This window comes from Lysobacter humi (ex Lee et al. 2017) (genome assembly GCF_054781815.1).
The window spans coordinates 44,506-68,285 of record NZ_BAAGTR010000001.1; the positions used below are offsets into that span (position 1 = coordinate 44,506).

At 70.2% G+C, this 23,780-nt stretch carries 22 protein-coding genes; 6 read left to right on the forward strand and 16 right to left on the reverse strand.

Translation table 11 applies throughout. The annotated features are described in order from the left end of the window. Nucleotides 1-8: 8 nt before the first annotated feature. The 6 genes from ACYVJJ_RS00180 to ACYVJJ_RS00205 all read right to left on the reverse strand — a co-directional run bounded on the left by ACYVJJ_RS00180 (nucleotide 9) and on the right by ACYVJJ_RS00205 (nucleotide 6,207). A complete protein-coding gene (locus ACYVJJ_RS00180; RefSeq protein WP_460830143.1) occupies nucleotides 9-1,010 on the reverse strand; it encodes an AAA family ATPase in 1,002 nt (333 codons plus the stop codon). Between the two features lie 126 nt (nucleotides 1,011-1,136). Continuing rightward, on the reverse strand, nucleotides 1,137-3,095 hold the full coding sequence (locus ACYVJJ_RS00185; protein WP_460830145.1) for a type IV pilus secretin PilQ: 1,959 nt from the start codon (nucleotides 3,093-3,095) through the stop codon (nucleotides 1,137-1,139). A gap of 17 nt (nucleotides 3,096-3,112) precedes the next feature. After that, the gene (locus tag ACYVJJ_RS00190; RefSeq protein ID WP_460830856.1) at nucleotides 3,113-3,622 is read right to left on the reverse strand and encodes a pilus assembly protein PilP; all 510 of its coding nucleotides are present in this window, start codon (nucleotides 3,620-3,622) and stop codon (nucleotides 3,113-3,115) included. Between the two features lie 28 nt (nucleotides 3,623-3,650). Further along, nucleotides 3,651-4,352, reverse strand: coding sequence for a type IV pilus inner membrane component PilO (locus ACYVJJ_RS00195; RefSeq protein WP_460830147.1), 702 nt, complete (start codon nucleotides 4,350-4,352; stop codon nucleotides 3,651-3,653). Beyond that, on the reverse strand, nucleotides 4,349-5,149 hold the full coding sequence (locus tag ACYVJJ_RS00200; RefSeq protein ID WP_460830148.1) for a PilN domain-containing protein: 801 nt from the start codon (nucleotides 5,147-5,149) through the stop codon (nucleotides 4,349-4,351). Before ACYVJJ_RS00200 ends, ACYVJJ_RS00195 begins: the two co-directional genes overlap by 4 nt. Then, nucleotides 5,149-6,207 carry a pilus assembly protein PilM gene (locus ACYVJJ_RS00205; protein ID WP_460830150.1) on the reverse strand — a complete coding sequence of 353 codons (1,059 nt, stop codon included), beginning with the start codon at nucleotides 6,205-6,207 and terminating at the stop codon, nucleotides 5,149-5,151. Before ACYVJJ_RS00205 ends, ACYVJJ_RS00200 begins: the two co-directional genes overlap by 1 nt. Before the next feature lie 241 nt (nucleotides 6,208-6,448). Here ACYVJJ_RS00205 and ACYVJJ_RS00210 point away from each other — a divergent pair, with 241 nt between their 5' ends. After that, nucleotides 6,449-9,019 (forward strand): penicillin-binding protein 1A, encoded by a 2,571-nt coding sequence (locus ACYVJJ_RS00210; protein WP_460830152.1) that lies wholly within the window; start codon nucleotides 6,449-6,451, stop codon nucleotides 9,017-9,019. 170 nt (nucleotides 9,020-9,189) lie between these two features. Next, nucleotides 9,190-9,849, forward strand: coding sequence for a hypothetical protein (locus tag ACYVJJ_RS00215; protein WP_460830153.1), 660 nt, complete (start codon nucleotides 9,190-9,192; stop codon nucleotides 9,847-9,849). On the opposite strand, the gene ACYVJJ_RS00220 is transcribed toward ACYVJJ_RS00215, so the two are convergent. From ACYVJJ_RS00220 to ACYVJJ_RS00265, 10 genes are all read right to left on the reverse strand, one after another. Continuing rightward, a complete protein-coding gene (locus tag ACYVJJ_RS00220; protein WP_460830155.1) occupies nucleotides 9,846-10,481 on the reverse strand; it encodes a hypothetical protein in 636 nt (211 codons plus the stop codon). The genes ACYVJJ_RS00215 and ACYVJJ_RS00220 overlap by 4 nt on opposite strands. A gap of 2 nt (nucleotides 10,482-10,483) precedes the next feature. Then, nucleotides 10,484-11,785, reverse strand: a complete 1,302-nt coding sequence (locus ACYVJJ_RS00225; protein WP_460830156.1) for a citrate synthase — start codon at nucleotides 11,783-11,785, stop codon at nucleotides 10,484-10,486. Between the two features lie 351 nt (nucleotides 11,786-12,136). Further along, complete coding sequence (locus ACYVJJ_RS00230; RefSeq protein WP_460830158.1) at nucleotides 12,137-12,382, reverse strand: type B 50S ribosomal protein L31; 246 nt, start codon at nucleotides 12,380-12,382, stop codon at nucleotides 12,137-12,139. An 86-nt stretch (nucleotides 12,383-12,468) separates the two neighbouring features. Continuing rightward, nucleotides 12,469-13,401, reverse strand: coding sequence for a nucleoside hydrolase (locus ACYVJJ_RS00235; RefSeq protein ID WP_460830159.1), 933 nt, complete (start codon nucleotides 13,399-13,401; stop codon nucleotides 12,469-12,471). An 83-nt stretch (nucleotides 13,402-13,484) separates the two neighbouring features. After that, nucleotides 13,485-15,599, reverse strand: a complete 2,115-nt coding sequence (recG, locus tag ACYVJJ_RS00240) for an ATP-dependent DNA helicase RecG (RefSeq protein ID WP_460830161.1) — start codon at nucleotides 15,597-15,599, stop codon at nucleotides 13,485-13,487. Nucleotides 15,600-15,602: 3 nt separating this feature from the next. Then, entirely contained in the window at nucleotides 15,603-15,983 is a 381-nt protein-coding gene (locus ACYVJJ_RS00245) for a RidA family protein (RefSeq protein ID WP_460830163.1), read from the reverse strand. Between the two features lie 313 nt (nucleotides 15,984-16,296). After that, nucleotides 16,297-18,486, reverse strand: a complete 2,190-nt coding sequence (locus ACYVJJ_RS00250) for a RelA/SpoT family protein (RefSeq protein ID WP_460830165.1) — start codon at nucleotides 18,484-18,486, stop codon at nucleotides 16,297-16,299. Nucleotides 18,487-18,635: 149 nt separating this feature from the next. Beyond that, complete coding sequence (gene rpoZ, locus ACYVJJ_RS00255) at nucleotides 18,636-18,932, reverse strand: DNA-directed RNA polymerase subunit omega (RefSeq protein ID WP_460830167.1); 297 nt, start codon at nucleotides 18,930-18,932, stop codon at nucleotides 18,636-18,638. 130 nt (nucleotides 18,933-19,062) lie between these two features. Beyond that, nucleotides 19,063-19,686: a guanylate kinase gene (gene gmk, locus ACYVJJ_RS00260; RefSeq protein WP_460830169.1), complete on the reverse strand. Its 624-nt coding sequence runs from the start codon at nucleotides 19,684-19,686 to the stop codon at nucleotides 19,063-19,065. An 89-nt stretch (nucleotides 19,687-19,775) separates the two neighbouring features. Continuing rightward, the gene (locus ACYVJJ_RS00265) at nucleotides 19,776-20,624 is read right to left on the reverse strand and encodes a YicC/YloC family endoribonuclease (protein ID WP_460830857.1); all 849 of its coding nucleotides are present in this window, start codon (nucleotides 20,622-20,624) and stop codon (nucleotides 19,776-19,778) included. Nucleotides 20,625-20,709: 85 nt separating this feature from the next. On the opposite strand from ACYVJJ_RS00265, the gene rph reads away from it, so the two are divergent. Genes rph through hemW form a run of 4 tightly spaced genes read left to right on the forward strand, consistent with a single transcriptional unit; the run spans nucleotide 20,710 to nucleotide 23,768 of the window. Continuing rightward, on the forward strand, nucleotides 20,710-21,450 hold the full coding sequence (gene rph / locus ACYVJJ_RS00270; RefSeq protein WP_460830170.1) for a ribonuclease PH: 741 nt from the start codon (nucleotides 20,710-20,712) through the stop codon (nucleotides 21,448-21,450). Between the two features lie 40 nt (nucleotides 21,451-21,490). After that, nucleotides 21,491-22,087, forward strand: a complete 597-nt coding sequence (rdgB, locus tag ACYVJJ_RS00275; protein ID WP_460830171.1) for an RdgB/HAM1 family non-canonical purine NTP pyrophosphatase — start codon at nucleotides 21,491-21,493, stop codon at nucleotides 22,085-22,087. Further along, complete coding sequence (locus tag ACYVJJ_RS00280) at nucleotides 22,084-22,590, forward strand: hypothetical protein (protein ID WP_460830173.1); 507 nt, start codon at nucleotides 22,084-22,086, stop codon at nucleotides 22,588-22,590. Before rdgB ends, ACYVJJ_RS00280 begins: the two co-directional genes overlap by 4 nt. Then, nucleotides 22,587-23,768: a radical SAM family heme chaperone HemW gene (hemW, locus tag ACYVJJ_RS00285; protein WP_460830174.1), complete on the forward strand. Its 1,182-nt coding sequence runs from the start codon at nucleotides 22,587-22,589 to the stop codon at nucleotides 23,766-23,768. Before ACYVJJ_RS00280 ends, hemW begins: the two co-directional genes overlap by 4 nt. Nucleotides 23,769-23,780 lie beyond the last annotated feature (12 nt).

The following is a 23,780-nucleotide window of genomic DNA, read 5'->3' on the forward strand; positions in this document are numbered from 1 at the left end:
CCGCCGCATCAGGGCAGCGGCACCTTCGACAGCAGCTCGCCGGCCAGGCGGCCGCCGTCCCAGCCCTCGGCGGTGGCCTCGAAGCTCGGCAGCACGCGATGGCGCAGCACGTCCGGCGCGATGCTGCGTACGTCGTCGGGCGTGACGAAGTCGCGGCCGGCGAGCCAGGCATGGGCCCGCGCGCAGCGCTCGAGCGCGATCGAGCCGCGCGGGCTCGCGCCCCAGGCGATGCGCCGCGCGAGCGTGGCGTCGTAGCGACCCGCATCACGCGAGGCGAGCACGAGTTCGACGAGATAGCGCTCCACCGCCGGCGCGACGTGCACCGCCAGGACGGCGCGGCGCGCGGCCATCACGTCGTCGATGCCGATGCGCGCCGGCGCCTCGGCGGCCGTCGTGTCGATCCCGTCGAGCTGGCGCTGCGCACGCTCACGCGCGAGCCGCAGGATCTCGGTCTCCGCCGCCGCCTCGGGATAGCCGATCTGCACGTGCATCAGGAAACGGTCGAGCTGGGCCTCCGGCAGCGGAAAGGTGCCCTCCTGCTCGATCGGGTTCTGCGTCGCCATGACGAGGAAGAGCGGCGGCAGCGGATAGGTCGCGCGGCCGACCGTGACCTGGCGCTCGCCCATCGCCTCGAGCAGGGCCGACTGCACCTTCGCCGGCGCGCGATTGATCTCGTCGGCCAGCAGCAGGTGGTGGAAGATCGGTCCGGGCTGGAATTCGAAGCGGCCGTCCTGCGGGCGCCAGACCTCGGTGCCGGTGAGATCGGCGGGCAGGAGGTCGGGCGTGAACTGCACGCGTGCGAAGTCCGCCTGCAGCCGTGCGGCCAGCGCGCGGATCGCGCTCGTCTTTGCGAGCCCCGGTGCGCCCTCGACGAGCAGATGCCCGTCGGCCAGCAGTGCGACCAGCAGGCGCTCCACCAGCAGGGCCTGGCCCACGATCTCCCCGGCCAGTGCACCGCGCAGGTCGGCGAACATGCGATGCAGGCGTGTGGTATCGGTCGCGTCGTCCATTCGGGCCTCGTCGTTCACCGTCGCATTCTGACCGCAACGGCGGCCGCGGGTTCCGACGGCGCCTTCACGCCCCGAAACGCAATCGGGGCCCGAAGGCCCCGATGCGATCCACACGGCGATGCGCGATCAGCGCTGGGCGACGTGCAGCACCTTCGGCGTCACGAAGATCAGCAGCTCGGCCTTGTTGTTGGTCTTGCCGCGCTTCTTGAACAGGTTGCCGAGGAACGGGATGTCGGCCAGGAACGGCACCTTGGTCACGTCTTCGCGGTTGCTGAACTCGTAGACGCCGCCGATCACGACCGTCTGGCCGTCCTCGACGAGCACCGCCGTGTTCACCTCGCGCTTGGAGATCTGCGGCACGTCGCCGATCGACGTATCGACGAAGCCGGCGATCTCGTCCTTCTTCACCGCCATGTTCAGGAACACGCGACCGTCGTTGGTGATGGTCGGCGTCACGCGCATCTGCAGGACGACGTCCTTGAACTGCACGCTCGGCGTCGGCACCTGCCCGGGCTGGGCGGCCTGGATCGTCACATAGCCGACTTCCTGGCCCTGCGTGATGACCGCTTCGCGCTGGTTGCTGGTGACCACGCGCGGATTCGAGATCACCTCGCCGCGGCCTTCGGCCTGCAATGCCGACAGCTCGACGTCGAGGAGGTAGCCGGCATTGAGGATCGAGAGGCCGATCGCGCCGGCGGCGTTCGCCGCGGGGAGATTCGTCATGAGTGCGCGGGTTGCCGTGAAGCCTCGTGCACCGTTCTGCACCGCGTTGCTCCGTGCGAGCGCGTTCGCGCTGGACGCGTCGGCATTGCCGCCGAAGCCCAGGCTGCTGCGGTCACCCGGGGCACCGCTCGCGCCACTGATGCCGAACTTGGCTCCGAGCTCGCGAGCGAAGGTATCCGTGGCAATTACGACGCGCGCCTCGATCACGACCTGGTCGACCGGCCGATCGATCACGCGGATGAGTTCCTTCATCTGCGTGACCTTCTTCGGGATGTCGCTGATCATCAGGGTGTTCGTGCGCGCATCGGCGACGAGACGACCGCGCGGGGAGAGGAAGCCCGTATCGCCCGTCTGCGAGCTACCGGCGCCCGCACCCTGCGCGCCAGCGCCCCCAGCCCCGCCAATGCCCTTCGCCTCGGTCAGTGCCTTATAGATCGCCTCGGCATTGTGATAGTTGATCTGCACGTATTCGGTGACGAGGTCGACGCGGTTGTCGATCGCGATGCGTGCGTCCTCGCGGTCCTGCTCGTACTTCGCGATCTCCGCCTGCGGCGCGACCCAGACCACGTTGCCGCTGCGGCGCTTGTCGAGCGCCTTGGCCTGCAGGACGATGTCGAGCGCCTGGTCCCACGGCACGTTGATCAGGCGCAGGGTGACATTGCCCGTCACCGTATCCGCAGCGACCACGTTGAGGCCGGACTCTTCGGCGATGAGCTGCAGTACCGTCCGGACGGGCACGTCCTGGAAGTTGAAGGTCACCGGCTTGCCGGTGTAGCGCGTGCTGCCGTTCGCTGCGATGACCTGCGAGGCGGCCGCCTGCACGGACGCGGTCGCACCCATCGCGCGGCTGCTCGACGACGCGGCCTTCGGAGTGATTTCGACGATGTACTCGCGGCCCGTCTGGTAGGCCATCGAGTCGAAGGCGCCCGACGTGTCGAGCACCAGCTGCGTGCCGGTGCCGGCCGAGCGCGGATCGATCCGGCGCACCGGGGTGGCGAAATCGCTGACGTCGAGGGTACGACGCAGCTCCGCCGGGAGCTGGGCATTGCCGACGTCGACGACGACGCTGGCACCCGTCTTGCGCAGGTCCGGCGTGGCGCCGTCGCCGCTGAAGCGCACGATCAGGCGGCCCGAGCCGTCCTCGCCACGCTTGAAGTCGATGGCGGACACCGCGACGGTACCCGGAAGCTGCTTGCCCGGGCCAGAACTCGGCATCGGCGCGACGGCGGCGGGCGCGGCGGCCTGCGGCGCGGCCTGCAGGCTGCCGATGGCGGCGACGAGTCCGAGAGCGATCCCTGCCAGCCGGACCCCATGCTTCGAGGGGCTTGCCGTCCTCACGGAGCGGGCGTTGTTAGAAGTCATGTCGCATTCCCCTCAGCTTATTGTTCGTCGAGAGCCACGGTGGCAGGCCGTTCCAGCCAGCCCCCGGCTCCGTCGGGTACGAGTTCCACCAGTTCGATCCGGTCGTCATGGATCGAGGTCACGCGCCCGTCCGACTGGCCCATGTAGTCGCCGATGCGGACGCGGTAGGTCACCTTGTCCGGCGCCATGACCAGCGCGACCAGCCCGGGCCCCTTGCCGAGCGTGCCGACCATGTCGAGGCTGTCGAGCGGGAACGTTTCGAGCGGTTGCTTGCGGCGGTCGGAATCCGGACGCGGCCCACTGCCGCCGCCCTGATCGGCGAATGCGCGACTGAACGGATCGCGCAGGCCCTGCGCCGCGTACTGGAAGGTCTCGAACTGCTGCATCACCGGCAGAGGCTCGAGCGGTGGCGCCGGGCGGCGGCGCACCTCGGCAACGAAATTCTCGAGGTTCGGCGCGTCGCCGGGCTTGCTCGTCACCCCACGCGCGCAACCGCCGGCGAGGACGAGGACCGCGAGGCCGGACATCGTAGAACGGAGGATACGGATCTCCATGTCAGCCTCCATTCGCCGCCGGCGCGGGCGCCGGAGCGGTCGCAGGCGCCGCGCCGGGCGCGGCGGCCTGGCTTGCAGCGACTTCTTCTTCGTCGAGGTAGCGATACGTCTTCACGGTTCCCGACAGTTCGAGCTGCCCCGTGTTCGTGGCGGCGGTGACGCCGGGGGCCGCGGCGCCCTTGGGCTTCAGCGAGATGTCGTGCATGGTCATGATCACCACGCGCGGCAGCGAGGCCACGCCGCTGACGAAGGCGCCGAACTGGTGGTACGTGCCCACCATGCGCAGCGCGATCGGCTTCTCGGCGTAGAAGTCCTTCGGCAGCTCCTGCCCGGGCTGGAACAGCTCGTTCGTGATGCCCGTGGCGAGCGCGGTCTGCGAGATGTCGACGATCAGGTCCGGCATTTCGTTCTTGCTCGGCAGCTGGCGAAGCATCTGCTGGAGTTGCTGCTCCATCTGGACGAGCTGCTGCTTGAGGGCACCGAGGTTCGCGGCCTGGCCCTGCTTGGTGACGAATTCGTCGCGCAGCCGTGCCTCCTCGCCCTCGAGGCGCTCGAGCTCCGACGTCTTGTCGGAGATGAAGAGCGACCAGAAGAGGCCGATGATCAAGAGCCCGACCAACGCGCAGAACACCGCCTTCGCCGCAGTAGGCCACGAGCCGATGTTGTTTAGGTCGAGATTCTTCAGATCCATCTTCTTGCTCACGGGGCACCTCCCTGAGCCGCATCGCGTCGGCCGGAGGGCGCGGCCGAGTCGCTGTTCGAGGGCGTAGTCGGCGACGAAACGGCGGGCGCGGCCGGTGCCGCGGGCGTGCTCGTCTCTGCTGCGCCGGTCGCCCCGGCTGGAGCCGCGCTGCTGGCAGGCGGCACCTGCTCCGGGACCGTCGTGGCAGGCACGGCCGCAGCGGCCGGCGCACTCGGCGCGTCGGGCAGGCCGTCGTTATCGGTATCGCGCGGCGCGTTCGGATTCGCCAGCGTCACCTGCAGCCTGAACTCGTACGGCAGGCCCTTGTCGTCGCCCTTCGCTTCGATCACGGAAAGCTCGGGATTCGTCATCCACCCCGAACCCTCGAGGTTGCGCATGTAGGTCGACACGCGCGCGTTGGACTGCGAGCGCCCTTCGAGCGTGAGCAGCTGGTCGTCCTGCTTGATGGACATCAGGACGACGCCGTCGGGAATCGTGCGCACCAGCGAGTCGAACAGGTGGACCATCTGCGAGCGGCTGGACTGCAGCTTCTCGATGACGTCCTTGCGCGCGAGCAGGCGCGCCTTGGTCTTGTTGAGCTCGTCGATCTCGGTGATCTGCGACTCGACCCTGGTGATCTCGCCCTGCAGGAACGTATTGCGCGCGTTCTGGCCGTCGATCTGCGAGCCGTAGTAGCTGTTGATGCCGAGCGCGAGCACCAGGGCACCGATCGCCGTGGCGCCCAGCATCAGCGTGAACTCTTTCTGGCGCTGCTTGCGCCGCTCGGCGCGCCAGGGGAGGAGATTGATGCGGGCCATCAGTCGAAGCTCCTCAGGGCCAGGCCGCAGGCGATCATCAGCGACGGCGCGTCCTGCGCGAGCGCGTGCGGCTGCACGCGCGGGCCGAGCGTCATGTTGGCCAGCGGGTTCGCGACCATGGTCGGGATGCCCAGCTGGTCCTCGAGCATGCGGTCGATGCCGGCGATCGCGGCGCCACCGCCGGCGATCACGAGCTGGTCGACCCGGTTGAATTCGCTGCCCGCGTAGAAGAACTGCAGCAGGCGCGAGATCTGCTGGACCATTGCCTCCTTGAACGGCTCGAGCACCTCGGTCTGGTAGCCCTCGGGTAGCCCGCCCTGGCGCTTGGCCTGGCCGGCTTCCTCGTAGGACAGGCCGTAGCGGCGCATCACCTCGTCGGTGAGCTGCTTGCCGCCGAAGACCTGCTCGCGCGAATACAGCGTGCGGCCATTGCGGAGCACGTAGAGCGTAGTCATCGTGGCGCCGGAGTCGACCATCGCGACGAGCCCGTCGCGCGGCGTCTTCAGCTGCTCGGCGAGGAGAGCGAAGGCGTTCTCGATCGCGAAGCTCTCGACGTCCATGACCTTCGCGTTGAGCCCACCGAGCTCGAGCGCGGATGCGCGGATCTCGACGTTCTCGGAGCGGGACGCGGCGAGGAGCACCTGCACCATGTCCGGCGTGTTCGGCATCGGTCCGAGCACCTCGAAGTCGAGGTTGACCTCGTCGATCGGGTACGGGACGTAGTTCGCGGCCTCGAGCTCGACCTGCGCCTCGAGTTCGTCGCCATCGAGGTCGGACGGCATCGGGATCACCTTGGTGATCACCGCCGAGCCGGCGACCGCCGCGGCCGCGTGTCGGGCCCGGGTGCCCGAGCGTGCGACGGCCCGCTTGATCGCCTCGCCCACCGCCTCGACCTCGACGATGTTCTTCTCGACGACCGCGTTGGGCGGCAGCGGTTCCACCGCATAGTGCTCGACGCGGTAGCGGTTGCCGGCTCGCGAGAGCTGCAACAGCTTGACGGCGGTCGAACTGATATCCACGCCGACGATCGCCGGCTGGCTCTTCGTGATCACGCCCACTTCAGATCTCCCCTGCCACGGCGTTCCGATGCACTTCGTGTGGCAGAGCCTAGATAACGGACTTTTCACCCCGTGGCAACCGGGACATCACGTTTCGTGATCGGCTCCGACAAAAAGCCGTCAGCGGATTCCTGAACGTCACCGTCCGTTTTTCGCCGGATTTCCGGCGCCAGGTCGAAGTGAAGCGCCGAGGGGCTCCTCTATACTGCCGGCCCCCGCGTTCCGCTCCGGGAAGCCCCCGATGCCCCGTTTCCGTCGCCTGCTCCGCTGGGCGCTGTTCGCCACCGCCGGCCTCGTCGTGCTCGGCCTGATCACCGCCGGCGCGCTGTATGCCGTGATCGCGCCCAAGCTCCCGGATGTGGAGACGCTGCGCAACGTCGAGCTCGAGGAGCCGATGTACGTCTACTCGCGGGACGGGCGCCTGATGGCGCTGTTCGGCGAGTCGCGGCGCTACCCGGTCCAGATCGAGAAGGTGCCCGAGCGCCTGAAGCAGGCCTTCATCGCGATCGAGGACGCACGCTTCTACCAGCACCACGGCGTGGACTTCAAAGGCATCGCGCGCGCGGTCTGGCTGCTGGCGACGACCGACGACCGGCGCGTGCCCGGCGGATCGACCATCACCCAGCAGGTCGCCCGCCAGTTCTTCCTGAGCTCGGAGTACAGCTACACGCGCAAGCTCGCCGAGATGCTGCTCGCCGTGCGGATGGAGCGCGAGCTCAGCAAGGACGAGATCTTCGAGCTGTACCTCAACGTGAGCTTCTTCGGCAATCGCGCCTACGGCGTGGGGGCGGCGTCGGAGTTCTACTACGGCAAGCCGCTCGACAAGCTGTCGCTGGACGAGATGGCGTCGCTCGCGGGCATCCCGAAGTTCCCGTCGGCGGCGAACCCCATCAGCAACACCGCCCGCGCCAAGGAGCGCCGCGATTACATCCTCGACCGGATGGCGCAGCTCAAGTTCGTCTCGCGCGCCGAGGCCGACCAGGCGAAGGCCGTGCCGATGCACGCCAGCCCGCACGAGCGCCCGGTGCAGGTCTATGCGCCCTACGTGGCCGAGATGGTGCGCCAGGAGATGATCGAGCGCTTCGGCCCCGAGGCGCTGAAGAAGGGCTACCACGTCACCACGACGATCGACCCGACGCTGCAGGCCGCGGCCGACCAGGCCCTGCGCGAGGGCCTGCACACCTACGACCGCCGTCACGGCTGGCGCGGCCCGGAAAAGCACTTCGACCTCGCGGAAGGCGAGAGCGTGGAAGCCACCGCGAAGCGCCTGCGCGATCTTCCCGCCCAGGGCGACCTCGTCCCGGCCGTGGTCGTGTCGGCCCGCAGCGGTCGCGCGGAGTTCGTGCTGGGCAACGCCGAGACGGTCGAGCTCGACGGCAGCCGCGGCTGGCCGGGCGCGAGCCTCGGCGCGCTCAAGCGTGGCGACGTGGTACGCCTGCGCCGGAGCGTCGAGATGCCGAAGGGCGAGCCGGCGTCCACCCAGGATGCGGCCGCGGCCGCCACGCCGGGTGCCGTCGCCACCACCGGGAAGGTGAGCTACCGGCTTGACCAGCTTCCGCGCGCGCAGGCCGCACTCGTCTCGATCGACGCCATGACCGGCGCACTGCGCGCGCTGTCGGGCGGCTACAGCTTCGCCGGCAACAAGTTCAACCGCGCCACGCAGGCCAAGCGCCAGCCGGGCTCGAGCTTCAAGCCGTTCGTCTATGCGGCCTCGTTCGAGCGCGGCTTCAATCCCGCCTCGATCGTGCTCGACGCCCCGGTCGTCTTCCGCGATCGCGTCGGCCACCTGTGGCGCCCGCAGAACGACACGGGCAACTTCGCCGGCCCGATGCGCCTGCGCGAGGCGATGGTGCAGTCGCGAAACCTGGTGTCGGTGCGCCTGCTCGACGCGATCGGCGTCGACTACGCGCGCAAGTTCATCAGCCACTTCGGCTTCGACGAAAAGGACCTGCCGCCGAACCTGTCGATGTCGCTCGGCACGGCCTCGCTGACGCCGCTGTCGGTCGCGCGCGGCTATGCGGTGTTCTCGAACGGCGGCTTCCGCGTCACGCCCTGGTTCATTGACACCGTCAAGGACCGCAACGGCGCCGTCGTCTTCAAGGAAAAGCCCGCGACGGGCTGCCACGGTTGCGGCGGCGCCGCGACGGCTGCGGGCGGCGAGGTCAAGGCACCCCCGACGGTGGTCGACGGCTTCGACCTCGGTCCTGCGCCGGGCGCGGCAGCCGAGCCGGCGGACGCGAAGGACAAGGACAAGGACGCCAAGACCGCCGCCGCCCCTGCCCGCCCGAAGGTGGACACGAGCAAGATGCTGCTCGCCCCGCGCGCGATCGACGAGCGCATCGGCTACCAGATCGTCTCCATCCTGCGCGACGTCGTCCAGCGCGGCACCGGCACCGCGGCGAAGGTGCTCGGCCGCGAGGACGTCGGCGGCAAGACCGGCTCGACGAACGATCACCGCGACGCCTGGTTCTCCGGCTTCGGCGGCCCGCTCGTGACCACCGTCTGGGTCGGCCGCGACGACTTCAAGTCGCTGGGCTATCGCGAGTATGGCGGCAAGGCCGCGCTGCCGATCTGGATCGACTACATGCGCGTCGCATTGAAGGACGTGCCGATCAAGGCGAACGATCCGCCGGACGGCATGGTGAAAGTGGCCGTCGGCGCCGGCGGGCGACTGGTCCCGAGCAGTACCGGCGGTGGCATCACGGAGTGGGTCAAGGCCGAGGACCTCGAGCGCATGGAGGCCGACGTCGACTACGGCCCGTCGAGTTCGTCCTCGGGCGAGCGCAGCGAGGAATCGTTCGACATCTTCTGACGGCAGCGCGCGGTATTGCCGCGCGGCAGTCACAGGATGATGACGCGAGGCTGACTCGCACAGCGACGTGGCGACCGCGCGAACGCGGGTGTCGAAGGGGCGTGCTAGCGTGGCTGCGCCGGTGCCCCAGCCGGCGGCGGACCCCGCCTCGCCTGCCACGGAGCCTCGCCATGCGCCCTGCCCGTCAGCACGCCCACCAGCACGCCCAGTCGCGGCTGCGAGAGCGTCGAGAGCGCCTCGCCGGCGAAGCCGCCCGCCTGATGGCCGAGAGCGGCATCGCCGACTACCACCAGGCCAAGCTCAAGGCCGCGGAGCGGCTCGGCATCTTCGACGACGCCTCGCTGCCGCGGAACACCGAGATCGAGGCCGCGCTGCGCCAGTATCAGCGCCTGTTCCGCCGCGACGCCGCCGGCGAGCTCCAGCGCCGTCGCGAGGCCGCACTCGAGGCGATGCGCTTTTTCCGCGCGTTCGACCCCCGCCTGGTCGGGCCGGTGCTCGAGGGAACCGCCGACGCGCGCTCGCCGGTGACCCTCCACCTGCACGTCGACGATGCCGATGCACTCGTGCGCTTCTTCGACGAGCATCGGATCCCCGCGCAATCGCGCAGCCGGCGCCTGCGCCTCGACCGCCATCGCGACGACGAATTTCCCGCGTGGATCTTCAGCGCGGACGACCTGCCCTTCGACGTGACCGTACTGCCGCACGACGTCCTGCGGCAGGCACCGCTCTCGCCGGTCGACGAAAAGCCGATGCGCCGCGCGAGTGCGAGCCAGCTGCGACAGTTGATGGCCGAGGCCGAGATCGACGGCTTCGAGTCCGGGCTGGGCTAGGGCCGTGTCCGCGGGGCGGGCGACGGGTCGACCGCGCTGCGGCCGTGCGTAAGGCGTCCGCCGAAGAGATTGAGCTCGATCGCCGCGAACGCGAGCAGCCAGAGCGCGCCGTCCCAGGCGTCGAGCCACGCCCCCGCCCCGCCCTGCGCAAGACCGATCGCCAGCCAGGCCGCGACGAAACCCGCGAGCGCGAGGTAGAGCAGCATCGTGACGGCATGGCGGACGCGATGGACGCGCGTCCGGTGCGCCGGCACGCGCACTTCCAGCTCCAGCGACCCGACCACGGCCAGCCACGTCGCCGCGTTCGCGAAGTCGAGCCATTCCCGCTGCAGCGCATAGCCGGCGCACGCCGCCACGACCGCGACGGATGCGACCAGGCGCAGGCTATGGACGACGAGCCGCGCGCCCGGCCGCATCGACCAGTTGCCGGTCTCCCACTCGAAGAGCAGCAGCAGCGCGAGCCATGCCGCGGTGTCGAGCTGCTCGGTCGAACTGCCGTGCGCCCCATAGAGCGCGACGTTCAGCGCGAGCAGCGCATAGACGCTCCACTTGAACGCGACGAACCGCCATCCCGCAACGAAGAAGCCGCGGACGGGCCGCGGCTTCTCGATCGGGTGCGATGCACGGTGCATCGTCAGCGCTGGTCGACGCCCACGTAGTCGCGCTGCGTGGCGCCCGTATAGATCTGGCGCGGACGGCCGATCTTGTTTTCCGGGTCGTTCTGCTGCTCCAGCCAGTGGCTGACCCAGCCCGCGGTGCGCGCGATCGCGAACATCACGGTGAACATCTCCACCGGGATCCCGAGCGCCTTGTAGATGATGCCCGAGTAGAAATCGACGTTCGGATAGAGCTTGCGCGCGACGAAGTACTCGTCCTTCAGCGCGGCCTCCTCGAGTCGCATCGCGACCTCGAGCAGCGGATCGTTGATATTGAGCGCGCCGAGCACCTCGTGCGTCATCTTGCGGACCAGCGCGGCGCGCGGGTCGTAGTTCTTGTAGACGCGGTGGCCAAAGCCCATCAGGCGGAAGCCCGAGTTCTTGTCCTTCGCCCTGTCGACCGCGCTGCCCACGTTCTCGGGGCGGCCGATCTCGGCGAGCATCTTCAGCACCGCCTCGTTCGCGCCGCCGTGCGCCGGCCCCCACAGCGCCGCGACGCCGCCCGCGATGCAGGCGTAGGGGTTCGCACCGGTGGAACCGATCAGGCGGACCGTCGACGTCGACGCGTTCTGCTCGTGGTCGGCGTGCAGGATGAAGAGCAGGTCGAGTGCCTTGGCGGCCACCGGATTGAGCTCGAGCGGTTCGGCCGGCACTTCCTTCATCATGTGCAGGAAGCGCGTGGTGTACTCGAGCGAATTCTTCGGATAGCGGATCGGCCAGCCGATCGAATAGCGATGGCAGGCCGCGGCGATCGTCGGCACCTTCGCGATCAGGCGGATCGCCGCGAGGCGGCGCTGCTCCGGATCCTCGAGGTCGAGCTCGTTGTGGTAGAAGCTCGCCATCGAGCCGAGCATGCCGACGAGCATCGCCATCGGATGCGCGTCGTGGCGGAAACCGTAGAGGAACGTGCGGAAGGCCTCGTGCATCATCGTGTGATGCGTGACCTCGTGCTCGAACTTGTCGAACTCCTGCGTGGTCGGCAGTTCGCCGTTCATCAGCAGGTAGGCGACCTCGAGGAAGCTCGACTTCTCGGCGAGCTGCTCGATCGGATAGCCGCGGTAGAGCAGCACGCCGGCATCGCCGTCGATGTAGGTGATCGCCGACTTGCAGCTCGCCGTCGCGGTGAAGCCGTTGTCGTAGGTGAAGGCGCCGGTCGCCGATGGCAGCTTGGCGATGTCGATGCACGGCGCGCCGAGGGTCGGGTGCAGCACGGGCAGGGTCACGTTGGTGTCGCCGGCGGTCAGGGTGACCTGCTGCAGGCCGGTGGTGTTCTCGGACACGGAGCGCTCCAGGAAAGCGTGCCGCGCGCATGTCGCGGCGAGAGGAGAAAGGTCGTTCGCGGACGGACCGCAAGCGGCGGATTATCGCACATGCGCCTGCGCAGGCAGTGCGCGACCAAGGTCCAATGGACGGGCATCGCGGGCATCGCCGAGTGGAGGGCGCCCTCGTTCAACTCGCCCGGCAACGGTACCGGCGAACCGCCCCGGGTCACCCGGCTCGGCCACCCGCCATAGGACGCGCCAACACGGTCACCGGCAGGGAGCAGATCGCCGCCGGACACGCAAACGACGACGGCCGCCCCGGAGGGCAGCCGTCGTGCGCGGGCTTCGCGGTGACCCGGTGGAGCCGGATTACTTCTTCGCGTAGCGCTGGCGGAACTTGTCGACGCGACCACCGGTGTCGATGATCTTGTTCTTGCCCGTGTAGAACGGATGCGAGGCCGACGAGATGTCGACCTTCACCAGCGGGTAGTCGTTGCCGTCTTCCCACTTGATCGTCTCCTTGGAGCCGAGCGTGGAACGGGTCAGGAACGAGAAGTCCGTGGTGACGTCCTGGAAGACGACTTCGCGGTACTCGGGATGGATGCCGTTCTTCATGGCATTCACCAATAAGAGATTCAGGGAGCCGCGCAGTATACGGACCGTCTCCCGGGCGTGCAAGCCGTGTGAGGGCGCCGGCCGCGTCAGACCCCGAGTGCGCCCCGCATCAGGCCCTCGAAGCGGCTCTGGTCGTAGCGCAGCAGGATCCGGCAGTTGTCCGGCGCCCCGCCCTCCCGGCGCCAGTCCACGATCGTGGCCCCGCGCGCGAGGCGGCCTTCGAGCTCGACGGCCACCGGCCGCGCGGCCACCTCGACCGCACCGTCCGGTTCCAGGGCATAGGCCATCGCGAGCGCGTCGGCCGAATGCCAGTGCTCGCCGCGGCGCCCCTCGGACCAGGCGCGGGTCTTCGCGGAGATCGCATCGTAGAACCGGGCACGCGGCGACGGCGCCTGCAGCCAGCGCTCGAACTCGGCATGCGCGAAGCCGTGGGCCATCGTGGCCTCCCAGTCGGCCAGGTCGATCGCGGGAAAACCCTCGAAGACGATGTGCGCGGCCTCGGGATCGAAGGCGACGTTGAACTCCGCCGCCGGCGTGATGTTGCCGTGCGCCGTGACCGCCCCGCCCATCACGACGAAGCGCGCCACGCGCGAAGGCAACGTGGGATCGAGCTTGAGCGCCAGCGCGACGTTGGTGAGCGGCCCGAGCGCGACCAGCAGCAGGCGGCCGGCATGCTCGTGCGACAGGCGCAGGATCGCGAGCGCCGCGTGCTCGGCCTGTGCCTGCGCCCGAGCGGCCTCGAAGCCGACGTCGCCGAAGCCGTCCAGCCCGTGCACGTAGGCGGCGTCCCGTGCCGGATGCAGCATGGGCGATGCGCAGCCGGCGAACACCGGCACGTCCACGCCCGCCACCTCGCACAGCTTCAGCGCGTTCGCGACCGTGTGCGCGAGGCCGACGTTGCCCGCCGCGATCGTCAGGCCGACGACCTCGTGCCGCGGGTCGTTGAAGGCCATCAGCAGCGCGAGCGCGTCGTCGACCCCGGGGTCGGTGTCGATCAGGAGGGGAATGCGGTCGGACATGGGCGCGGGCCGGAACAGGGAACGCGCGAGAGTAGCGCGTCGACCGCGTGCCGGTGCCGGCGACGCCCCCCGGGACCTGACGCTCAGGCCGACGCGTACCTCACCGCCCCGCCCACCCAGCGCGCGACGATCCGGTCCGCCAGTTGCGGCGCGCGCCCGGCGATGCGCTCGCCGAGCGCCTGCACGCGCGGCAGCAGGTCGGCGTCGCGCTGCAGGTCGGCGACGCGGAAGCCGGCGAGGCCGGTCTGACGCGTGCCGAGCAGCTCGCCGGGGCCGCGCAGCTCGAGGTCGCGCTCGGCAATCACGAAGCCGTCGTTGGTCTCGCGCATCGTGGCGAGGCGCTCGCGGGCCATCTGCGACAGCGGCGGCTGGTAGAGCAGCACGCAGCTCGACACCGCGCTCCCCCGCCCCACCCGCCCGCGCAGCTGGTGCAGCTGCGACAGCCCGAGGCGCTCGGCATTCTCGATGATCATCAGCGAGGCGTTCGGCACGTCGACGCCGACCTCGATGACGGTGGTGGCGACCAGCACGTGCGTCGCGCCGTCCTTGAACGCCGCCATCGCGGCCTGCTTCTCGGCGGGGCGCATGCGCCCGTGCACGAGCGCAAGGCGCAACTCCGGCAACTGCGCGGTCAATTCGTCGAACGTCGTCTGCGCGGCGCGTGCCTCGAGCTCCTCGCTCTCGTCGATCAGCGTGCAGACCCAGTAGGCCTGCCGCCCTTCCGCGCAGGCGCGGCGGATGCGCTCGACGAGCTCCGGGCGGCGATCCTGCGCGAGCACGACGGTGGTCACGGGCGTGCGGCCCGGCGGGAGCTCGTCGATCGTGGACACGTCGAGGTCCGCGTAGGCCGCCATCGCGAGGGTGCGCGGGATCGGCGTCGCGGTCATGACGAGCTGGTGCGGCACCGTGCGCGCCGCAGGCTCATCACTCGCGCCCTTGTCGACGAGCGCGAGGCGCTGGTGCACACCGAAGCGGTGCTGCTCATCGACGATCGCGAGCGCGAGGTCGTGGAAGGCGACGCCCTCCTGCATCAAGGCATGCGTGCCGACCACGACCTGCGCCGCGCCCGAGGCGACGTCGGCAAGTACCTGCGCACGGGCGCGCCCGGTGACCTTGCCCGCGAGCCAGGCCACGCGCAGGCCGAGCGGCTCGAGCCAGTTGCGCAGGTTCACGAGGTGCTGCTCGGCGAGCAGTTCCGTCGGTGCCATCAGCGCGGCCTGCCGTCCACTGCCGACGGCGAGCAACGCGGCCATCGCGGCGACCACCGTCTTGCCGGAGCCGACGTCGCCCTGCACCAGGCGCAGCATCGGCACCGGCTGCGCGAGATCGCGCGCGACCTCGGCGAAGACGCGTTGCTGCGCACCGGTGAGCCGGAACGGCAGCGCGTCGCGCAGGCGCATCGCCAGGTGCGGATCGGTGAGCGCCGGCGCCCGCTGCGCGCGATGCACGCGGCGCTGGCCGCGCAGGCTCAGGTGGTGCGCGAGCAGCTCCTCGAGCGCGAGGCGGCGCTGCGCGGGATGCCGGCCGGCGAGCAACGCGGCGACGTCGTCACCCGCCGCCGGGCGGTGGACGGTCACCAGCGCATTCCGCAGCGACGGCAGGCCCAGATCCGCCCACCAGTCGGCGGGCAGCAGCTCCAGTGCCTCGTCCGGCGGAAGGCGGTCGACCGCGAGGCCGATCAGGCGTCGCAGCGTCGCCGGCGCGACGCCTTCAATCTGCGGATAGACCGGATCGAGCGTGCTGCCGAGCAGCTCGTCCGGCTCGACGACCCGATAGCTCGGATGCACGATCTCGAGTCCCTGCGGGCCCAGCTTGGGCATGCCGAAGCAGCGCAGCCGCGTGCCCGGCTGGAACTGCGCGACCTGGGCGGCACGGAAATGGAAAAAGCGCAGCACGAGCGTGCCGCGCGACTCGTCCGTGATCGCGACCTTGAGCATCGGCCGGTAGCGGAAGGCCTTCTCGACCGCCTCGACCACACCCTCGACCTGCGCCGCATGCCCCGGCTGGAGCTCGCGGATCGCGACGATCTTCGTGCGGTCCTCGTAGCCGCGCGGCAGCTGCAGCCACAGATCCTGCAGCGTCGACAGCCCGCGCGACGCGAGCTTCTCGGCGAGCGCCGGGCCGCAGCCGCGCAGCGACGTCAGCGGCGCGTCGCCGGCCGGCGCGAGGGCGGGCGTCGGTCGCGCCGCGCGGGGCATCGATCAGCCGAGGACCAGGATCGCGTCGACCTCGAACTGCGCGCCCTTCGGCAGGCCCGAGACCTGGATCGTCGAGCGCGCGGGGAACGGCGCCTGGAAATACTCGCCCATCACCGCGTTCACGGCGGCGAAGTCGCCGAGGTCGGTGAGGTAAAGGCCGAGGCGGACGACGCCATCGAACGAGCCGCCGGCCGCCTCGCAGACCGCGCGAAGGTTGTCGAACGCGCGGCGGGCCTGCGTGGCGATATCGCCCTGCACCAGCTCGCCCGTCGACGGATCCAGCGGGATCTGGCCGGACAGGAAAACGGTCTGGCCGGCGCGCACGGCCTGCGAATACGGGCCGATGGCGGCGGGGGCGCGGTCGGTCTGGATGGGCTGGCGCATGGGTCGCCTCGTGGTGGGATGCGGCGCATGGTACGCGCTGGCCGTCGGGCGATTGTGGCGCGGGGCGTCTCAAGGCCTGCGAATGCCGGTGACGGCGCGCTGGCGTGTACCTGCCGCGAGCTCGCGATGCCGAATGCGACGCGATCCGCGCAGGCGTGCCACGACGTGGGATCGCGTACCGCGCCACATCGGCGCCGCAGGGTGACATTGGCTCGCTGGCCGGAACGCATGCCACGGACATCCGCAGTGTGCAGAGACACCTGGCGATCCCGATGAGGCCGCGCCTGTCGACTGCCCCGGATTACGCAAACCTCTAGATGCGCGCCACGCCCAGGGCGACCGTGACGCGACGCACCTTGCGGATCACGTCCGCCAGATGCCGGCGGTCGGTCACCTCGATGCCGAAGCGCAGCACCGCGACGTTCGCATCGCGCTCGAGGTATTCGACACGGTCGATGTTGGCCTTGGCCTCCGCGATCGCCGCAGCGATCTGCGCGAGCGCACCCGGCCGGTTGTCGACCTCGATCTTCAGTGCAGCATGGAAATCGCCCTGCACCTCGCGATCCCAGCCGATCGGCACCCAGCGGTCGGGCGACTTGCGGTACTCGCCGACGTTCGGGCAGTCGAGGCGATGCACCACGATGCCCTTGCCGGCAGTGTGGTAGCCCATGATCTCGTCGCCCGGCACCGGCAGGCAGCAGTTGGCGAACGAAATGACGCCCTTCTCGGTGCCGGTGATCTGGATCTTCTCGGCGGACGGGCCGCGAACGTCCTCGTCGCGCCTTCGCAGGTTGCCGGGCCGCTCGCGCAGCAGCACCAGCGCGACCTGCTGCGGCATCCGCGTGCCGAGCGCGATGTCGGCGAGCAGCGCCTCCAGCCGCGGATAGCGATGCTCGGCGAGGTAGGCCTCCAGCCGCGTCGCCGGCACGCGCTCGAGCGAGGTGTCCATCGCTTCCAGTGCACGATCGAGCATGCGGTGGCCGATCTGCACGGCGTCCTCGTGCCCGAGCTGCTTGAGCTGCTGGCGGATCGCGGTGCGCGCCTTTCCGGTCACGACGAATTCGAGCCACTGCGGCTTGGGCGTCGCCGATTTCGCGCTGATGATGTCGATGCGCTGGCCGCTCGCGAGCCGCGTGCGCAGCGGCACGAGCTTGCCGTCCACGCGCGCGGCCACCGCGGTGTTGCCGATGTCGGTATGCACGGCATACGCGAAGTCGAGCGCGGTGGAATTGCGCGGCAGGCTGAGGATGTCGCCCTTCGGCGTGAAGACGTAGACCTCGTCGGGGAACAGGTCGACCTTCACGTTCTCGAGGAACTCGAGGGACGAGCCCGCCGAGCGCTGCGACTCGACGAGGTTCGTCACCCAGTGGTGCGCGCGGCTCTGCGCGCCGTTGAAGCCTTCGCCGCCGAACTTGTACGACCAGTGCGCGGCGATGCCCCGCTCGGCGACGAGGTCCATCTCCTCGGTGCGGATCTGCACCTCCACCGGCGAGCCGTAGGGCCCGAACAGCACGGTGTGCAGCGACTGGTAGCCGTTCGCCTTCGGGATCGCGATGAAGTCGCGGAAGCGCGAGTCGAGCGGCTTGTAGGCGCTGTGCACCACGCCGAGCGCGCGGTAGCAGTCGCCGACATTGCGCACCACCACGCGGAAGCCGAAGACGTCCATCACCTGCCGGAAGCTCTTCTGCTCCATGCGCATCTTGGTGTAGATGCTCCAAGGCGACTTCACCCGGCTCACCAGCCGGTGGATGAGCTTTTCCTTGGCGAGCTTCTGCGCGAGGTTCGCCTCGATCTGCGCGAGCAGTTCGCGGCGCATCACCGGCTGCGTGCGGATGCGCTTCTCGATGACGGCGTGCCGCCACGGGTGCATACCGCGGAAGCCGAGGTCCTGCAGCTCGGCCTTGAACAGGTTCATGCCGAGCCGCTGCGCGATCGGCGCGTAGATCTCCAGCGTCTCGCGCGCGATGCGCATGCGCGACTCGGGCTTCTGCGCGCCGAGCGTGCGCATGTTGTGCAGGCGGTCGGCGAGCTTGATGAGGATCACGCGCAGGTCGCGGCTCATCGCGAGCAGCATCTTGCGGAAGCTCTCGGCCGCCGCTTCCTGGCGGTCGCGGAACTGCAGCTTGTCGAGCTTGGTGACGCCGTCCACAAGCTCGGCGACCGTCTCGCCGAATTCGGCGGCGAGCTGCTCGTGGCTGAGCTCGGTGTCCTCGAGGGTGTCGTGGAGGATCGCGGCGATCAGCGTCTCGACGTCGAGACCCTGCTCGGCCAGCACCTTGGCTACGGCCACCGGATGCGTGATGTAGGGCTCGCCGGACTTGCGCGTCTGCCCGGCATGGGCCTCCGCGCCGAGGCGCCACGCCTTGCGCAGGAGCGCGCGCTGCTCGTCGCCCAGGTAGGCGGCGGCGCGCTCGAGCTCGAGCACGTACGGCGGCACCTCGTCCGGTGCAGCCGGTGCGGGGACGGGGGCGCTCGTGCTGGCGACGCGGTCGAAGGAACTCATCGGGATCGACTATACGGCCGCGTCACCGGGGTGCAACGCCGGCAAACGCGCGGTGCGTCGCCTTATTCACGCGGATCGACGCGGGGTGACGGCCTACAAACGAAAAGCCCCGCCGTTGGCGGGGCTCTCGGTGACGCGTGGCGCGATGTTCAGTCGTCGCCCTTCGACAGGTCGTCGTCGGCGACCACCTCGGCGGCGGCCCACTCCAGCGCCTCGCGCTCCTTGCGCTCGCGCTCGGCCTTCTCGACCGCGTCGATGTATTCGTTGTCGATCCGGCGCGCGGCGATCTCGCGCAGGGCGAGGACGGTCGGCTTGTCGTTGGACTCATTCTCGAGCTGGGCGTCGACGCCGGCGGCGAGCTGGCGGGCGCGCTTGGCGGCCATCATGACCAGCTCGAAGCGGTTGTCGACGACCTGCAGGCAATCTTCTACGGTGATGCGGGCCATGGGGCTCCCGGCGGCCGGTCGGCGCGCCATGCGAATGCGGTAAGGGGCGGCAAGTGTAGGCGCCACCCGCCGCCGAGGCAAGCCTTCCCTTACGAATCAGTCATTTACCGACTTGGTCGGACCGATGCAGTCAACCCGGGTCGTCGGCCAGCAGCGCGGTGATCAGGCGGGCATGGCGGGCGACCTGCCGGTCGCGCCGCAGGCGGCTCGCGGTGAAGATCGCGCACATCTCCTCCACCGCGGTCCCGAAGTCCTCGTTGACGATGAGGAAGTCGAACTCGCCGTAGTGGCTCATCTCCTCGCGCGCGGCCTGCAGGCGCTGGGCCATCACTTCCTCGCTGTCCTGCCCGCGCTTGCGCATGCGCTCCTCGAGCGCGGCACGCGAGGGCGGGAGGATGAAGACCGAGATCGCGTCCGGCACCTTGGCGCGCACCTGGCGCGCGCCCTGCCAGTCGATCTCCAGCAGCACGTCGCGGCCGGCCGCCAGCTGCGGCTCGACCGACTGGCGCGCCGTGCCCTTCCAGTCGCCGTGCACGCGCGCATGCTCGAAGAAGTCGCCGTCGGCGACCATCTGTTCGAACTGCGCGGCCTCGACGAAGTGGTAGTGCTCGGCATGCCGCTCGCCCGGGCGCGGTGCGCGCGAGGTGAACGAGATCGACAGGCAGATGTTCGGATCGCGGGCGAGCACCGCGTTGACGATGCTCGACTTGCCCGCGCCGGAGGGCGCCGCGACGATGAAGAGAGTTCCGCGCATGGGATCGGGTCGGGAGCGGGAGTCGGGTCGGCGGCGCCGGGCGTGCGTCGAATCCTAACCGCTGGGCGGCAGGAATCGCGCCGATCGCCCTATTCGATGTTCTGGACCTGCTCGCGGATCTGGTCGATCAGCACCTTGAGGTCGATCGCCGCAGTGGACGTGCGGCTGTCGACCGACTTGCTGCCGAGCGTATTGGCCTCGCGATTGAACTCCTGCAGCAGGAAGTCCAGCCGGCGGCCGACGGCCTCGCGCAGCTTGAGCACGCGCCGGGCCTCGGCGAGGTGCGCGTCGAGGCGATCGAGCTCCTCGTCGACGTCGAGCTTTTGCAGCGCGATCACGACTTCCTGCTCGAGCCGACCGGCATCGACCGGCTGCGGCAGGTCGGCCAGGCGCGCGGCGAGGCGTGCACGCTGGCCTTCGCGGATCGCGGGCAGGCAGTCGCGCACGGTGTCGCGGATGCCGGCGATGGCGTCGAGGCGCTCGGTGATCGCCTGCGCGAGCTTGCCGCCCTCGCGCTCGCGCGAGGCGACGAACTCGTCGAGCACGGCGTCGAGAAGTTCCAGCGCCGCGGCCTGCAGGGCGGCGCCATCGACGCCTTCGGTGCGCACCACGCCGGGGATCTGCAGCAGCTGCGAGAAGTCGGTCGTCAGGCCGGGGAACTGGCCCTCGAGTTCGCGCGCGAGCCGCGAGAGTTCGACGAGGCGATCGCGGTCGACCTGCAGCGAGGCCGCCGCATCGGCGGCGCGGAAGCGCAGCGCCACGTCCACCTTGCCGCGGCTCACGCGCGCACCGATGCGCTCGCGCAGCGCCGGCTCGACGGCGCGCAGGTCGTCGGGCAGTCGGGCCGCGATCTCGAGGAAGCGGTGGTTCACCGAGCGCAGCTCGCAGGCGAGCGTGCCCCAGGGCGTGCTGGCCTCGGCGCTGGCGAACGCGGTCATGCTGCGGATGGACATGCGCATCTCCTGCCGGCCGGCGGCCGGGGCGCGAATGGTACGCTCAGCCGCCGTTTTTCCGGATAGCCCGATGGCCGCCACGCCTCCCGCCTTCGCCCGACCGAGCGGTCGCGCACCGGACGAACTCCGCCCGGTGCGGATCACCCGCGGCTACACGCGGCACGCGGAAGGCTCGGTGCTGGTCGAGTTCGGCGACACCAGGGTGCTGTGCACGGCGAGCGTCGACAACAAGGCACCGGGCTTCCTGCGGGGCAAGGGCGAGGGCTGGGTGACCGCCGAATACGGCATGCTCCCGCGCTCGACCAACACCCGCAACGACCGCGAGGCCGCGCGCGGCAAGCAGGGCGGCCGCACGCTGGAGATCCAGCGCCTGATCGGCCGATCGCTGCGTGCCTGCGTCGACCGCCGCCTGCTCGGCGAGCGCACGATCACCCTCGACTGCGACGTGCTGCAGGCCGACGGCGGCACCCGCACCGCGGCGATCACCGGGGCCTATGTCGCCCTCGTCGACGCGACGCGCTGGCTGCTCGCGCGCGGCGACATCAAGCGCGATCCGCTGTTCGGCGCGGTCGCCGCGGTGTCGGTGGGCGTCTACCGCGGTGTGCCGGTGCTGGACCTCGACTATGCCGAGGACAGCGACTGCGACACCGACATGAATGTGGTCATGAACGACGGCGGCGGCTTCATCGAGCTGCAGGGCACCGCCGAGGGGCATGCCTTCCGCCGCGACGAGCTCGCGGCGCTGACCGACCTCGCCGAGCGTGGAATTGCACAGCTGGTCACGCTCCAGCAGGCCGCGCTGGCCGGTTGATCCACCGCGCCTACACCGGGGGCGCTGCAGGATGCGACGCATGAAGGTCGTCGTCGCCAGCGGCAATCCGGGCAAGCTCGCCGAATTCGCTGAACTCCTCGCCCCGCTCGGGTTCGACTGCGTGCCGCAGCAGGCGCTCGGCATCGAGGACGTCGAGGAGACGGGCACCACGTTCGTCGAGAACGCGCTGCTCAAGGCCCGCCACGCGGCGCGGGCCAGCGGCCTGCCGGCGCTCGCCGACGACTCGGGGCTCTGCGTGAAGGCGCTCGATGGCGCGCCCGGCCTGTACTCCGCGCGCTACGCCGGCCCCACCGCGAGCGCGCAGGCGAACATCGCCAAGCTGCTCGGCGAGCTGAGGGACCGACCCGACGCCGACCGCGAGGCCTATTTCCATGCGGTGATCGTGCTGCTGCGCCATCCCGCCGACCCCCAGCCGGTGATCGCAGAAGGCAGCTGGCACGGCTCGATCCTGAGCGAGCCGCGGGGCGATGCGGGCTTCGGCTACGACCCCGTCTTCCTCGACCCCGCGACCGGGCGCTCGGCCGCCGAGCTCGATCCGGCCGAGAAGGCGCGCCGCAGCCATCGCGGCCGCGCCGTCGCCGTCCTGCGCGAGCGCCTTGCCGGGGAAGCCGCATGAGCTCGGTCGTCCAGATCCTGCAGACCGGCTGGCAACGCCAGCCGTTCCTCGTCGCCCTGATGGCGGCGGTCGCCATGCTCGTGGCCTCGACCGCGCTCACGCTCGCCGGCCCCGTTGCCGCCGCCTTGGCGCTGCTCGCCGCGACCCTCGCCGCGCTCGGCCGCCTGCAGTGGGCGGTCATCGACGGCAGCCTGCTGCGCATCCGCGATCTGGGCTCGGGCTTCGTCTATCGTGACGCCGCCGCACGGGAGTTCGGTCGCGTCGAGTTCCGCCGCACCCTGCTGCCGCACTGCCGGCTGCAGGTCGAGGACCGCGGCGCCGAGCGCCCGATCCTTGTCGTGCAGGCCCCCTCCCCCGACTGCGCCACGCTGCGCGCCCTGACGTTGTGGATGATCGTCCACGGCCGTCGGCGGGCCCGGATCGATCCGGCCCTGCTCGACGCGCTGGCCGCCATGCCCGAGCATGCGCCCGCCAGCCTGCCGCGCGACGCCCACCACGCATGAGCCTCATTCCCCCGCCGCTCTCGCTCTACGTGCATGTGCCGTGGTGCGTACGAAAATGCCCCTACTGCGATTTCAATTCGCACCAGGGGCGCGGCGAGCTGCCGATGGCGGCCTATGTCGACGCGCTGCTGGCTGACCTCGACTTCGACCTGCCCCTCGTCTGGGGCCGCACCGTGCAGACGGTGTTCTTCGGCGGCGGCACGCCGAGCCTGATGCCGCCGGCGCTGGTCGACCGCTTCCTGCAGCAGGCGAGCAGCCGGCTGCGCTTCGCGCCCGGCTGCGAGATCACGCTCGAGACCAATCCGGGCACCGCCGAGTACGGCCGGCTCGCGGACTACCGCGCAGCCGGCGTGAACCGCCTGAGCTTCGGCATCCAGAGCTTCGACGACGGCTGCCTGGAGCGGCTCGGGCGCATCCACGATTCCGCGCAGGCCGAGGGCGCGGTGCGCCAGGCGCAGGAGGCCGGCTTCGCCGAGATCAACCTCGACCTGATGTACGCCCTGCCCGGCCAGACGCTCGCGATGGCCGAGGCCGACGTCGACCGCGCGGTCGCACTCGCGCCGACCCATGTCAGCCACTACCAGCTCACGCTCGAGCCCAATACCGTCTTCGCCGCCCGCCCGCCGCAGGGCCTGCCGGACGACGACATCGCTTGGGACATGCAGGAGGCCTGCCAGGCGCGGCTGGCCGACGCGGGCTACGGGCACTACGAGACCAGCGCCTACGCACGCCCCGGCCACCGCTGCGCGCACAACGTGAATTACTGGCGCTACGGCGACTACCTCGGCGTCGGCGCCGGCGCGCACGGCAAGATCAGCCTCGGCGCCGACCAGACGATCCTGCGCCGCTGGAAGCACAAGCATCCGGCCAAGTACATGGAGACCGCAGGCACGCCTGCCGCGCTCGGCGGCGACGAGGTGATCGGGCCCGCGCGTCGGCCCTTCGAGTTCATGCTCAACGCGCTGCGCCTGCATGAAGGTTTCAGCTGGCTCCAGTTCGAGTCGCGCACGGGCCTGCCGCGCGCGGTGATCGCCGACGCGGTGGGCGACGCCCTCGAACGCGGCTGGCTCGAAGAGGCCGACGGGCATGTGCGCCCGACGCCGCTCGGCCAGCGCTTCTTGAACGACGTCCTCGAACTGTTCCTCGAGGCGCCCTGTGCGGCTGACATCCGCGCGTGACCGTGGTCTCAT